Origin of the sequence: Legionella quinlivanii (assembly GCF_900461555.1) — a bacterium.
Taxonomy (GTDB): Bacteria; Pseudomonadota; Gammaproteobacteria; order Legionellales; family Legionellaceae; genus Legionella_C; species Legionella_C quinlivanii.
Genome location: NZ_UGOX01000001.1, coordinates 1,873,759 through 1,886,340, shown reverse-complemented (window position 1 = coordinate 1,886,340; position 12,582 = coordinate 1,873,759). Strand labels below are relative to the sequence as shown.

The following is a 12,582-nucleotide window of genomic DNA, read 5'->3' as shown; positions in this document are numbered from 1 at the left end:
GTTTGTAGATACTTACAAACAGTTTTGTATGGGGGGAAGCGTAATTCGGAATTACACTTTCATTTTTTTACTAAAGAGTTTATTAACATGTCTGAAAGTTTCAAAGAATTATTTGAACAAAGTATCGCTGGTGCGCAATTTTACCCTGGCGCAATTATCACTGCAAAAGTTATCGGTATCGACGACGATTTTGTCACATTAAATGCTGGCTTAAAATCCGAGGGTATTGTCGCTGTTGAAGAGTTCCACGATAAAAATGGTCAGTTGGAAATTAACATCGGTGATACGGTCGAAGTAGCTCTCGATTCAGTGGAAGACGGCTATGGCGAAACTCTGTTATCAAGAGAAAAGGCCAAACGTCAGGAAGCCTGGCGCAAGCTGTCGAAATGTCACGAAAACAATGAAACCGTTACTGGTTTAATTTCGGGCAAAGTCAAGGGTGGTTTCACTGTTGAGATTGGTACAATCCGCGCATTTTTACCAGGATCTTTGGTTGATGTCAGACCTGTTCGCGATCCTTCTTACCTGGAAGGCAAAGAATTAGAATTTAAAGTGATTAAAATGGACCTGAAGCGCAATAATATTGTCGTTTCACGTCGCGCTGTTGTAGAAGAAGAAAGCAGCGCTGATCGTCAGGCCTTGCTTGAGTCACTGCATGATGGTCAAATTCTTAACGGTATCGTTAAAAACCTTACTGACTACGGTGCATTCATTGATTTGGGCGGTATTGATGGTCTTCTGCATATCACTGATATCTCCTGGAAGCGAGTTAAGCATCCAGCCGAGTTACTGACTGTAGGCCAGGATGTCAAAGTTAAAGTATTAAGCTTTGATAGCGAACGTAATCGCGTATCTTTAGGCATGAAACAGTTAGGTAATGATCCCTGGGTTGACCTGGTTGATCGTTATCCTGTCGGCAAAAAACTGCAAGGTAAAGTTACCAACATTACTGACTACGGTTGTTTCGTTGAAATCGAAGAGGGCGTTGAAGGTCTGGTTCACATGTCTGAAATGGATTGGACTAACAAAAACGTTCACCCAAGCAAAGTTGTTTCAATGGGCGATTTAGTTGATGTGATGGTACTGGAGATCGACGAAGAAAGACGTCGTATTTCTCTGGGTATGAAACAATGTGTCGGCAATCCCTGGCATCAATTCTCTCAAAGCCATAGCAAGGGTCAGAAAGTCAGCGGAAAAATCCGTTCTATTACTGACTTCGGAATCTTCATTGGTCTGGATGGCGATATTGATGGATTGGTTCACCTGTCTGACATTTCCTGGACTATTCCTGGTGAAGAAGCCGTTAAACAATTCAAGAAAGGTCAAGAGCTGGAAGCCGTTATTTTAGCCATTGACGCAGAAAGAGAGCGTATTTCTCTGGGCCTGAAGCAACTTGAAAGCGATAACTTCTCAAGCTTTGTTGATGAGTTTACCAAAGGAAGCGTTGTCAAAGGACGCGTTACTGCTGTTGATGCTAAAAATGTGACTCTTGAATTGGCTCCGGAAATCTATGGTACTATTCGCGCGAATGAGTTATCTGAAGATCGTGTAGATGATGCCAGCCATTTCTGCAAAGAAGGTGATGAAATTGAAGCAAAAATTATCAATGTTGATAAGAAAAATCGCAGCATTGCCCTTTCTGTTAAAGCCAAAGATGCTCAGGAACAAGCTGAAGCCATCAAGAAATACTCCAGAAGTGGAGAAGTTGCTTCGACAACTCTTGGTGATCTGCTTAAAGAAAAAATGGCAACCAAAGATTAATTCTTGATGCCAGTAAAAAAGCGTAGTTTAACTACGCTTTTTTTTTATTTATACGATTCTTAATCAGGTTTGATATGTTTCATGCTAAGACTTGATTGTCCTCCTGCGAGGGATGATAATACTTCGTAAATTTATGCATCGTTTGCATAGGAAGGTAAATAAAAATGCGTTTACTTATGTTTTTTGTTTATTTAATTCTTATAATTGTAGGTGTGACATTTGCAGCTCTAAACGCGAGTTCCGTGCCCATCAATTTATACGTAAAGACCTTTACCATGCCAATAGCCGTATTAATGGCAATAATGTTAGCCTTGGGGCTTGTCATTGGTTTTTTCCTTGCACTAGGCAAGTATTGGCGCCTGAAAGTTGAATTTTCAAAAATGCGCAATCAACTCAGGCTCACTGAAAAGGAAATCAAAAATCTGCGAGATATTCCTCTAAAAGATCAACACTAGGTAAGTGTCAGCAGTCTAATAAGTGATTTATGCGTCCGTAAACTATCGAACAAAGTAAGCCCTCCAAATCAGAGTAAATCAAGTCTTGTGGAGGGCAATCTTATGGATAAAGGTGATGGACAGGTTGCTATTTGGGAGCTGGTGCTGTTTTTTCTGGTGCTGTGGGTTCAGCCATCTTCGTTTGTTTTACAACGGGTCTATCGACCTTCCAAAACAGGAATAGCATACACCGCTCTAATTTACTTCGAGGAGATTCACCAGACTCCTTTAGTTCTTTAATACTCTCGTGCGAAATTTGTTCCTTATTAAGGTCTACTCTGAGTTGCTCGAGTTGATCTTGGCCGTTGGCGTTTGCTCTTTCTGGAAGTTTTAGCCAATATCGCGTCACAAAATCAGGTGCTGGAATTGTATTGTTACCTCTGATTATATTAACCTCACTCCCGGTAACGCTAATTGTAACTGAATTATCAACTGAAGAGCGCGGACTATTATTTGTACTCAAGTTTGCCACTGCCTCATCTAACATTCGACGAATAGCATCAAAGTTTGAAATACCGCTTCGACGAGCACGTCGTTTTCCAATTTGCTTAATTATTATCATTTAAACCTCTAAATTGATAATGATGTGCTAGACTAGTTCACATTTAAAAGGTTAATACACAATGAGCTTAATGTGGTATTAGCGAATAAGGCACCAATTCATCCGCTATAGTTGCATTTTAGTCAGGAGGCTATTAAGGGTTGGTGCTACTTTTTCTGACGTGGATTCGGCTGTGGGTTCAGCGGCGGTCGGTTGTTTTACAACTGGTTTTTCCATCTTCCAGAGTGTATACAGCATAAACTGCTCTATTTTGCTTCGAGGAAACTTACCATCTTCCTTTAGTCCTTCAATACTCATAGGCGTAATGTTTGCCTGATTCAACTCATTGCACGCTTGCTCTCGTGGCGAAATGCGATTTTCCGTTGCTCTTTGTATAATTTTTTCCTCAAATCGTTTGATAAGCGAAGGTTCTGGCTTGAGTTGAGTACTATTGTTACTCGGGTTTTCGATATCCATATTTGAAGATTGACTACTTTGAGCGCTAGGAGTGATAGGAGACTCTGGTAGGTGTTCACTATTGTTTGTACTAAAATTAGTCATATCGACAATTGAGCCTTGACTACTCAATTTTTTAATTCGCCTGGGTCGTCGTGGCATTTTAGCTCCTTAACCAAAAAATAGGTATTATATCTCCATGATTGCCAATAAAAAAGGCATAATGAGCGTTTTGTGGTGTTACTGAGCAGAGGGGAGCAATAGAAATAAGGAAGTAACAGCAGTTCGATCGCTAAATTTGCCTTTTAAGAAGGTTTTTTAATTGGGCTGAATTTGATAGTCTATTGCCATTGTTCTGAACAACGTATTTTGAATGCAGCACTTGTCTTTAAATCCCGGACTTAGTGAATTAATGGAGTGTGTTAATGATTAACTTATGGCCATTGTTATTGCCTGCTGCTGCCTGGTCTGGTTGGTGGGTTGCAAGCCGTAATTATTCAGGTAAGAAATCCGAACCAAACAATAAACTATCAAGGGAATATGTCGTTGGATTGAATTATCTGCTTAACGAACAGCCTGATAAAGCAGTTGATGTATTCATTAAGCTATTGGAAATTGATAGTGAAACGGTTGAAACCCATCTGGCTTTGGGCAGTCTTTTCCGCCGTCGAGGCGAAGTTGACAGGGCCATCAGAATTCATCAGAACCTGATTGCGAGACCACAGTTAAGTCTTGCCGATCGAAAACAGGCCTTACTCGCACTTGGCCAGGACTATATGAGCGCTGGCGTGTTTGACCGTGCGGAACGTATTTTTCTCGAAGTCGTGGAGCTGGGAGGCAGCAAGGAAATCTGTAGTTTACAAGGTTTGCTTGCTATTTATCAGCAGGAGAAGGCATGGGAAAATGCCCTGGATACTATCAAGAAGCTTGAAGTATCCACTGGACAAAGCTTGCATGGTCAGGCGGCCCATTATTATTGCGAAATTGCAGCGCAGGCGCTTAAAGATAATGCCATTGAAAAAGCGCAGAATGCCGCCAGGCAGGCACTGGCCATTGATAAAATGTCTGTACGCGCCAGCTTGTTGCAAGCCTCTCTTGATATGAAACATGGGCGATACAAGCAGGCAATTCGATCGTTAAAACGTGTACCGCAGCAGGATCCTGAGTTTATTACTGAAATTATTGAGCCGCTAGTCATCTGCCACAAAGAATTGGGAATTATGGACGAATGCGTGGAATTCCTTCAGCAAACGCTGGAGAATCATCCTCGGGCTTCGACTATTTTCGTTATTGCCGAGTACCTGCGTAATACAAAGGAAATGGATTCTGCAGTGGATTTTGTAGCCGAAAAACTGGGCAGCTATCCCTCAATCAGAGGTATAAATCGATTAATTTTTTGGCATCTTGAAACAGCGCATGGTAAAGTACGCGACAAATTACAAATGTTATACGATATTACAAGCAAATTTCTGGACAATAAGCCCGTGTATCGTTGCGGTCATTGTGGTTTTGGAGGCAAGCATCTTCACTGGCATTGCCCAAGTTGCAAACAGTGGGGTAGAATGAAGCCTGTGCATGGTTTAGAGGGTGATTAAGGCGAGTTTTGGAATTCCGTCAGACCCTGATACGAACAAAAATTACTGAGAACATTATGCAATTTATTGATTTAAAAAAGCAATATCAACTCATTGAAGCGGATATTTTAAAAGGTATACACGCGGTGTTAAATCATGGACAGTACATAATGGGGCCAGAGATAGCCCAGCTTGAAAAAAAATTAGCAGAGTTCGCCGGCGTCAAGCATGTGATAGTGAATGCCAGTGGTACTGACGCCTTGCTTATGGCATTAATGGCTATTGAAATTGAGCCGGGTGACGAAGTGATCACCAGCCCCTTTAGTTTTTTTGCCACTGCAGAAGTGATTACACTCTGTCAGGCCAAGCCTGTTTTTGTTGATATTGACCCTCTGACCTACAATATCGATCCGCAAAAAATCGAAGCAGCGATTACCTCACGTACCAAGGCGATTATGCCTGTCAGTCTGTATGGCCAATGTGCGGATTTAACAGCGATTAATGCAATCGCCAGACGCCATGGTTTAGCGGTAATCGAGGATGCTGCACAAAGTTTTGGTGCGACTCATCATGAACGCTATTCCTGTGCTCTTTCGACCATTGGATGCACCAGCTTTTTCCCATCCAAGCCCTTGGGCGGCTATGGTGATTCAGGTGCCTGTTTCACCGATGATGATATTCTGGCTGAGCGCCTGATTGAAATTCGCAATCATGGACAAAATACTCGTTATAACCATCGTCGTATTGGAATTAATGGCAGAATGGATACGATTCAGGCGGCAATTTTAATTGAAAAAATGAAGCTTTTCCCCAATGAGATTCGACTGAGACAGCAGGTGGCCAGCCGATATATTTCCCTGCTATCCGAGCATGTTAAAACGCCTCAGGTATCCTTGGAAAACACCAGTGTTTATGCCCAATTCACTATTGAAGTCGATAACCGTGATGAGTTTCAACAGGCGATGCAAAAACAAGGCATCCCCACTGCAGTGCATTATCCTATCGCAATGCATCAGCAGCCTGCATTGTCCTTTTTAAATTATAAAACAGGGGATTTCCCTATTTCTGAAAGGGCAAGTGGACGTGTGGTGAGCTTACCTATGCATCCCTATCTGACATCCAAAGAGCAGGAAACAGTCGCTGAGTCAGTGAAGCTTGCATTGGAGCAGGTTTCAGAGGTGATGGCTTAAAATGTCAGCTCAACTAATTGTCGCACTGGATTTTGATAGCAGGCAGGATGCCTTGAATCTGGTAGAGCAGCTCGACCCAGGCCAATGTGCAGTTAAGGTGGGCAGTGAAATGTTTACCTTATTTGGCACCGAATTGGTGAGTACTCTGGTCGATAAGGGATATAAAGTTTTTCTTGATTTAAAGTTTCATGATATTCCCAATACAGTGGCTCAGGCCTGCCGTGCAGCTGCCCAGCTCGGGGTATGGATGATTAATGTTCATGCCAGTGGTGGAAGTCAGATGATGCAAGCGGCTAGAGAGGCTTTGGAAGGGGGCAGGAACAGACCTTTATTAATTGCCGTGACTGTACTAACCAGTATGAATGATGAGCGCTTTTCGACTTTGGGCATTCCGGAGTCGATAAATAGCCATGTTCAGCGTCTCGCCGGCATGGCTAGTGAGTCCGGTGTCGATGGTGTTGTCTGTTCGGCTTTCGAGGTTCCTGAGATAAAGAAACTTTGTGGAAAATCTTTTCTTACGGTAACCCCCGGTGTTCGACTGGATTTGAACTCTCGCGATGATCAAAGCCGGGTAGTCACTCCCCTCGAGGCAAGCAGGCTAGGGAGCGATTTTTTAGTGGTTGGGCGCCCTATAACCAGAGCAGTGAATCCCGCGCGAGTAGTTGAAGCAATTATGCAGGAAATCGGCTAGTCTATCAAAAAATTAACCTTGATACACCTGCTGTATCAAGGTATATCTTCCGTTTTGTGCGAATGTTCAGTAATACTGGTCGTTTAGCTATTCATTTCTGACAAAAAGTATGCTAGTTATAAATTAGATAAGCAGCTTAGCAACTGGGCAGGATCTATAGAACCTGGAATTTACAGATATCAAAGCTCATCTTAAGTAAAGGATTACTCTATGGACAGAGACCAGGTATTGAAGGAATTGATTTCTCAAAACAGTGTCTTTCACCCCAATATCCAATTATTAAAAAAGTTTGTTTTGATTGCATACTATGGATGGCTTCGTATTAATGGGCAATCACCTGATAACAAGTTTTCTCTAGCTGATTACTTGTTCGATGAAGAGAAAATAATAATTGATTACAATGGGTTAAGCGACAAATCACGCAAAAAATTCAATCATTGGTTTTGGAAATCCCATGCGAACAATGCCCATAGAGCTTTTTTAAGCGACGCCGCCACTACCGATTACCGAGGCTATACTGCAGAGGTGGGTTTAAGTTGGTGGGGTAGAATTATCAATTGGATATTTTATCGAAAAAAATCATACCAATGGCCTTTATCCCCTGTGGAACTCACTTTTGATTATCAGCTTAATGGTTTGGAAATTTGCAAGGGGCAATACGGTTTACTAGTTGGATTAAACCAATTTTGCACCACAAAACAAATCAACAAATACCATCAGCCAGGCGATCAGCAGGAAGAGCCCCTATTAAATACCAAGCGTCTCCGATTAACGGATGATATGGTGGAAAGTCTCTCCTCTTTAGATATTGAAAATCAGGAATACGATTCTATTCTAAATTCACCGCATCCTTTTTCAGTCCATGTCCGAGATCCTAAGAAGCGTATGAAAGCCATGTTTGAATACCGAAAGGTGGAGCGCTTTATTACTTCTCCTGCCTGGTATCAGCGATTATGGCAACGACTGGTAAACAGCTATACGGAAAAAAAAGAGTCTGTAAAGCCTGAAAAAAAGCGATCCAAACCCAATACGTTCCATCCTGTATTAAAAAAGGACAAAGCAGAAGTATTCCAGCATCCGGATACAGGAGAAATATTAATCATTGAAAAACGCCCTGAAATTGACACGATGGTCTTTTGCGGGGGAGGGGCGAAAATTTTTGCGCATGTCGGCGCTTATAAAGCGTTCCAGGATAGTGGAATCCAGCCCAGTAAATTCGCGGGTAGTTCTGCCGGTGCCATTATGGCGATTTTGTGTTATCTCGGATATTCATGGTCAGAGATCCTCACTTTCTTTCAGCAGTTCAAGGAAGAAAACATTGTCCATTATAATATTGACAGCTCGGGTATTTCGGATACGGATGCCTTAAAAGCGGCACTGGATTTCATGATTATAAAAAAGGTGGATCAGATTTTATACGATTATGAGCTGACTGCAGGGAAAGAAAAAGCTAAAGTTCTGCGCAATCAGGTTTTTGAACGCGGGGTTATCAGTTTTGAGTCCTTAAAGCGCTTGAAGGAAGGATATCCTTCTTGCTGTCTGGGTGAAGAGCTGATTGTAACGGCAACGAATAAAGAAAAAAGAAAAACAGTTTACTTTTCCTATGAACATTCGCCACACAAAGAAGTCAGTAAAGCGGGGGCGATGTCCTCCAGTTTTCCTATAGTTTTTAAGCCTACATTGTTGCCCGATGGCAATACTTATAATGATGGCGGGATTTTAAGTAATCTGCCGACAGAAGCCTTTAGCGATGATAAAACTACTTTTTTAAAATCAGAGCATGAGAATTGTCTGAAACTGGTTGCTTTTCAATTTGATAATGGGCCTGAGCGAAGGATTTTGAATCGGTTTGTCCATCGTATTTATAGAGAAAATTTTTTATGGAACTGGGTATATGGTTTGCTCACCGGGGTACGGGACCCTGTCAGCGGATGGGAACAGGACCGTTTGAAATTGTTGCATTATAGTGGTCAAACTGTACTGATTCCTATTGGGAATGTGAGTGCGACCCAATTTGATATCTCTGCGGAAGATCAGGATAAATTATTCAAGAAAGGCTATAAGGCTGCTAAACGATATATCGATACCCGCTATCAATTTTCTGAAAACGGCGCTGAAAATGCAGAATATTTACATGTTAAATTTTCCGGTATAGAGGAAGCCATTTACTACAGCTGTTTCAGGGGAAATCGTGATTGGTTTGAAGAGTTGGCAAAACTGGGCTTAAGGCAGTGTATGAGTGATAAGAAAATTGAGCAACTAAGGGAAATGTATTTCACAACTGCTGAAAGAGAAAAAAAAGATCCAGTAAAAACAACAAAAAATTCAGGCGGTCTATTCGATAGCCAACTACCTAAGGTAGTTGAGAAAAAGACAGTGAAAACCAACATGCGAATTTTCCAGTCGATTTATCCTATTTTTCTGGATATTCCTTATGGATGGATAAAGAAAAGCAGTGATTTGAGTTTATATAAAGACGGAAGGCATGCGAATTCAGCTCATTCCCCATTACGCGCCTTGCATAGTTTAAATTTGATTAAGGGAGAAACACATATTTTATTTCGTATTTTTGTTGAATTACTAAAAAATAAAACTGAAAAAAATATAAACGAATTATGCCGCCAGTTTAAAATACTTGAGCAGTCTTTATTACATAAAAATGAATTGAATCAGGTTGCCTTATTTGGGCAATGGGATTTGCTGCCTCATCAGGTAAATCGTATTCTTAAACTTTGTGAAAATAAAGCCTGGGCGGCTTTGGCCATGCTTTGTGAATCTCTGAAAAATGGAGAAGAACCCTTGCAGGAGATCGTTCGAGAGGGTGAGCTTCAGGAAATGGATTCCACTAAAGATTATTGGCAGATTAATTCCCCAAAGGAGCCCACACCAACGGATCATTGGTACGAGCATGCTTGCAGTTATACTATCAGTGCCTAGCTCTGCGTAACCTACAATAGAAAGCCCCTTAATTTAAGCAGCTAAACGAACTTATGGTTTTGTAATCGTCCATTTGAGTATTGTAGTCAGATTGTATTAAAATGGCGCATTGCAATTTGTGGTGTATTTCATGATTACAGTAAAACAGCTTAAAGATTTTCTGACAACCTTCAAAGATACACCAATAGAATTACCTCCAGGGCTTGATGCAGAAACAATTAAAGCGATACAGGATGAATCTCGGTACAGCTTCTCCTTCTTTTGCCGGTTTATTGCTGGCGATGAAAACTCTGTTTTGTCCACAAGTGTTGTTCTGGAAATAAGACGTTATTTAGGCCTTCGCTGGAAAATGCTTAAAACAGAAGCGATTGCTTATACTCGTTTCCCTTTTTTACCCATCAATCAATTTTGCCTAAAGGTAGCAGAAGGAATTGCTGGTCCAGGAGAGGCCGTGTGTCAAATATTAATGCCGGGACTTATTGGTTTAAACAGGGCCTGTTTTTCTCTCAAATCTGAAACTGAAGACAATGGTCATTTTGAGGTTGAAAACTTTATAGTCAATCAAAACTATACCAAGTTAATCCCCATCCAGGAAGTATTTGAAACGGCCTCACTGGACAGTAATCACGTATTACTGGACTTTCAGCCCGAAGAAACGACGCTGTCCTACGAGTTTGGCGGACAGGATTTTCTTAATCTGGCGAATGTGGCAGGGGATGCGAGCAGGGCCTTTATCCAGGCTTTAAAGCAAAATCATATTCAGCGCTATGATAATAATTCATTAGGCTTTGCGATAAAAAAGTTGGCGACTGAACTTAAAAAAGCTTCGGTATCGGATGCCGGTTCAGAAGAAATGGTCAACAATAAGGTCCTGGGCGATGCGGTAGAATCTTTTTACACCCTTTGGAAACAGCTACCAGCTGAGTTAAGTATGCCGCAGGAACAAGGTACTGCACCAGATGAAATATGTTTTGTGAAAGACATTAAACTTGAGACCTATGGGTACGATTTACCATTGGAAAGTTATTTTCTAACGCTTTTTTTCCATATGCAGCTCGCTATAACTGAGGAAGAGGGCAGGCGTGTTCTGGCAGAGGACGTTTTCCCTTGTGCCGATCAGCTTTCTAATATTTTGTCCGAGTTTCTAAACCAATATCCTGCGCTATATCATATTTTAATCCAAAATAACCGAGATGAGCCCGTAGAAAAGTTGCCGTCAATGGCAGATTTACTGCCTGCTGTGCTTGAAGTATTGTGCCAACGCCCCCCTGTATTCGATGGTGAGGGCAATCTTGATTCACAGTTCATGCAGCTGCTCATAGAAAGCAATTGCGGTGTTCCCGCTCGTCCTGAAGGATTAGTATTTATAGCAGAGCGAATAAAAAGTTATAGTTGTTTGATGCGCCTGAAAAATACTCCTGCGCTACTGTCATCAGTCACTCCCCTCATTCATGATCGTCTTGCGGCCTTCCCGTATGAATCCAGTTTACATAGTCTTTTCTCTTTCGTTCCTGAAGCGCAACAACAAGTAATTATCGAAGCGCATGTTAAGAAGCTGATTCAGGAATATAATACCCTGGAAAAATACAATCTGTTAAAGTCGCGTTTAAAGAGCGCGCCATCTAATTTTCTGAAGCAACAATATGCTGAAATTCTAGCGCCAGATGTCCACACGGTAGATGATTTTTGTGCCTTAACAAATAAGGTCGATAGCTCGATACTGGACCTGATCTTTGAAAAACTACAAAATAAATATACCGCATTGCTTGGTTCTTATGAAAATACGCTTAAAGTTTTACCACTTCTTACAGAGACAGGTGGGCAGCGAAAGACGATTATTAATTTCGTCAGCCCCCATTTGTATGAATGGATAACGCCCGATAACTTCTATTCCTTTGCCGCTTGGGTTGAATGTTCGGATTTAATCGCAAACCCGATAAAAGACAATATAGACTCATTTGACACCTGGAAAAATGAATATATCCGCTGGCAGAATTGCTATCCAATACAGGCAATTCTACAAGAGCAGTTGTTCACTCAGTTTTCCACAGGAGTGGATAATAGTACCACACTGCTAGGTGTCGTGAAAGAGACTCTTCGCCGCGAGCGCTTGACTATAATCACGAAATATAAAGCGTTGATTGACTCAAAAGAGCTATTTACACAATTTGCAGAGCTAATTCCAGAAAAAGACAAAGAACGCTATCTGGATTTAATTCCCTGGGAACGCTTTATAGGATCTGTAAGTGAGCTTACAGATCTTAAGACTCTTTTTAGCTGGGAAACAATTCAAAAACTGATTCCTTTCCGGCTTACAGCGGCCCAACTAAATTGTACTGAAGAAGAGTTTTCCGCCTTGTTGCCCCACTACTCTCCGGAAGAGAAGGCGTTGCTTGATAAATTCGATTGTAGCTATGCTATTGATGAACTCAAGGGCTATCTCGAACAGATAGGTTTTGGCAGTTTCTCTCTTTTTGTGTCGTTCGGGAGCCGACTTTCGGAAGAAAAACGGAAAACCGCAATACAGTTGATTGAAACGATGGAGTCTGAGCGGCTGACTTCACTCGAAAAAATTAAAGCGTTGCAAACAGCCTTAAGCGAGCTTGAGCATCGATTCAATTCTTCGAGGGGGCGATTAGAACAGATTATCTCAGGAATTTTAAAAGGAAAGCCGTCTCCCGCTTATTCAAGCAATGCCGCTGCAATGTTCTGGCGTTATGAACACATCCCTGAGCATGAAGAGCGACTCAATCCATTGCGTAACGGTAACTAAATTGCCAATGTACCTTCTTTATTTGTAATGAGATGCTTTTTAGTTTTATCTAATAATTGAGTTGGATTTTTTGTTTTGCTCATAATCCAGATAGCATTAGAAGGAAGGCTTATAACTCCACTTCCTGGTAATCACAGATTATCTTCCTGTCTATGATAATTTGCC

The 12,582-nt window shown here is 41.5% G+C and carries 9 protein-coding genes; 7 read left to right on the top strand and 2 right to left on the bottom strand.

Annotated elements, in window-relative coordinates:
- Positions 1 to 87: 87 nt before the first annotated feature.
- Both rpsA and DYH61_RS08155 read left to right on the top strand, forming a co-directional pair.
- The gene (gene rpsA / locus DYH61_RS08160; RefSeq protein ID WP_058507498.1) at positions 88 to 1,761 is read left to right on the top strand and encodes a 30S ribosomal protein S1; all 1,674 of its coding nucleotides are present in this window, start codon (positions 88 to 90) and stop codon (positions 1,759 to 1,761) included.
- A gap of 176 nt (positions 1,762 to 1,937) precedes the next feature.
- Positions 1,938 to 2,216 carry a LapA family protein gene (locus tag DYH61_RS08155; RefSeq protein WP_234999823.1) on the top strand — a complete coding sequence of 93 codons (279 nt, stop codon included), beginning with the start codon at positions 1,938 to 1,940 and terminating at the stop codon, positions 2,214 to 2,216.
- Between the two features lie 127 nt (positions 2,217 to 2,343).
- On the opposite strand, the gene DYH61_RS08150 is transcribed toward DYH61_RS08155, so the two are convergent.
- Together DYH61_RS08150 and DYH61_RS08145 are read right to left on the bottom strand one after the other, a co-directional pair.
- Positions 2,344 to 2,817, bottom strand: a complete 474-nt coding sequence (locus DYH61_RS08150; RefSeq protein WP_058507500.1) for a hypothetical protein — start codon at positions 2,815 to 2,817, stop codon at positions 2,344 to 2,346.
- A gap of 105 nt (positions 2,818 to 2,922) precedes the next feature.
- The gene (locus DYH61_RS08145) at positions 2,923 to 3,414 is read right to left on the bottom strand and encodes a hypothetical protein (protein WP_058507501.1); all 492 of its coding nucleotides are present in this window, start codon (positions 3,412 to 3,414) and stop codon (positions 2,923 to 2,925) included.
- Positions 3,415 to 3,677: 263 nt separating this feature from the next.
- Here DYH61_RS08145 and lapB point away from each other — a divergent pair, with 263 nt between their 5' ends.
- The 5 genes from lapB to DYH61_RS08120 all read left to right on the top strand — a co-directional run bounded on the left by lapB (position 3,678) and on the right by DYH61_RS08120 (position 12,417).
- The gene (lapB, locus tag DYH61_RS08140; protein ID WP_058507502.1) at positions 3,678 to 4,847 is read left to right on the top strand and encodes a lipopolysaccharide assembly protein LapB; all 1,170 of its coding nucleotides are present in this window, start codon (positions 3,678 to 3,680) and stop codon (positions 4,845 to 4,847) included.
- Positions 4,848 to 4,903: 56 nt separating this feature from the next.
- The gene (locus DYH61_RS08135) at positions 4,904 to 6,016 is read left to right on the top strand and encodes a DegT/DnrJ/EryC1/StrS family aminotransferase (protein WP_058507900.1); all 1,113 of its coding nucleotides are present in this window, start codon (positions 4,904 to 4,906) and stop codon (positions 6,014 to 6,016) included.
- Position 6,017: 1 nt separating this feature from the next.
- Entirely contained in the window at positions 6,018 to 6,707 is a 690-nt protein-coding gene (pyrF, locus tag DYH61_RS08130) for an orotidine-5'-phosphate decarboxylase (protein ID WP_058507503.1), read from the top strand.
- Between the two features lie 210 nt (positions 6,708 to 6,917).
- Entirely contained in the window at positions 6,918 to 9,644 is a 2,727-nt protein-coding gene (vpdC, locus tag DYH61_RS08125; RefSeq protein WP_058507504.1) for a Dot/Icm T4SS effector VpdC, read from the top strand.
- Between the two features lie 130 nt (positions 9,645 to 9,774).
- The gene (locus DYH61_RS08120) at positions 9,775 to 12,417 is read left to right on the top strand and encodes a hypothetical protein (protein ID WP_058507505.1); all 2,643 of its coding nucleotides are present in this window, start codon (positions 9,775 to 9,777) and stop codon (positions 12,415 to 12,417) included.
- Positions 12,418 to 12,582: the final 165 nt, after the last annotated feature.

Coding starts and splice junctions, on each gene's coding strand:
- rpsA (WP_058507498.1), top strand. CDS start 88: ATGTCTGAAAGTTTCAAAGAATTATTTGAACAAAGTATCGCTGGTGCG.
- DYH61_RS08155 (WP_234999823.1), top strand. CDS start 1,938: ATGTTTTTTGTTTATTTAATTCTTATAATTGTAGGTGTGACATTTGCA.
- DYH61_RS08150 (WP_058507500.1), bottom strand. CDS start 2,817: ATGATAATAATTAAGCAAATTGGAAAACGACGTGCTCGTCGAAGCGGT.
- DYH61_RS08145 (WP_058507501.1), bottom strand. CDS start 3,414: ATGCCACGACGACCCAGGCGAATTAAAAAATTGAGTAGTCAAGGCTCA.
- lapB (WP_058507502.1), top strand. CDS start 3,678: ATGATTAACTTATGGCCATTGTTATTGCCTGCTGCTGCCTGGTCTGGT.
- DYH61_RS08135 (WP_058507900.1), top strand. CDS start 4,904: ATGCAATTTATTGATTTAAAAAAGCAATATCAACTCATTGAAGCGGAT.
- pyrF (WP_058507503.1), top strand. CDS start 6,018: ATGTCAGCTCAACTAATTGTCGCACTGGATTTTGATAGCAGGCAGGAT.
- vpdC (WP_058507504.1), top strand. CDS start 6,918: ATGGACAGAGACCAGGTATTGAAGGAATTGATTTCTCAAAACAGTGTC.
- DYH61_RS08120 (WP_058507505.1), top strand. CDS start 9,775: ATGATTACAGTAAAACAGCTTAAAGATTTTCTGACAACCTTCAAAGAT.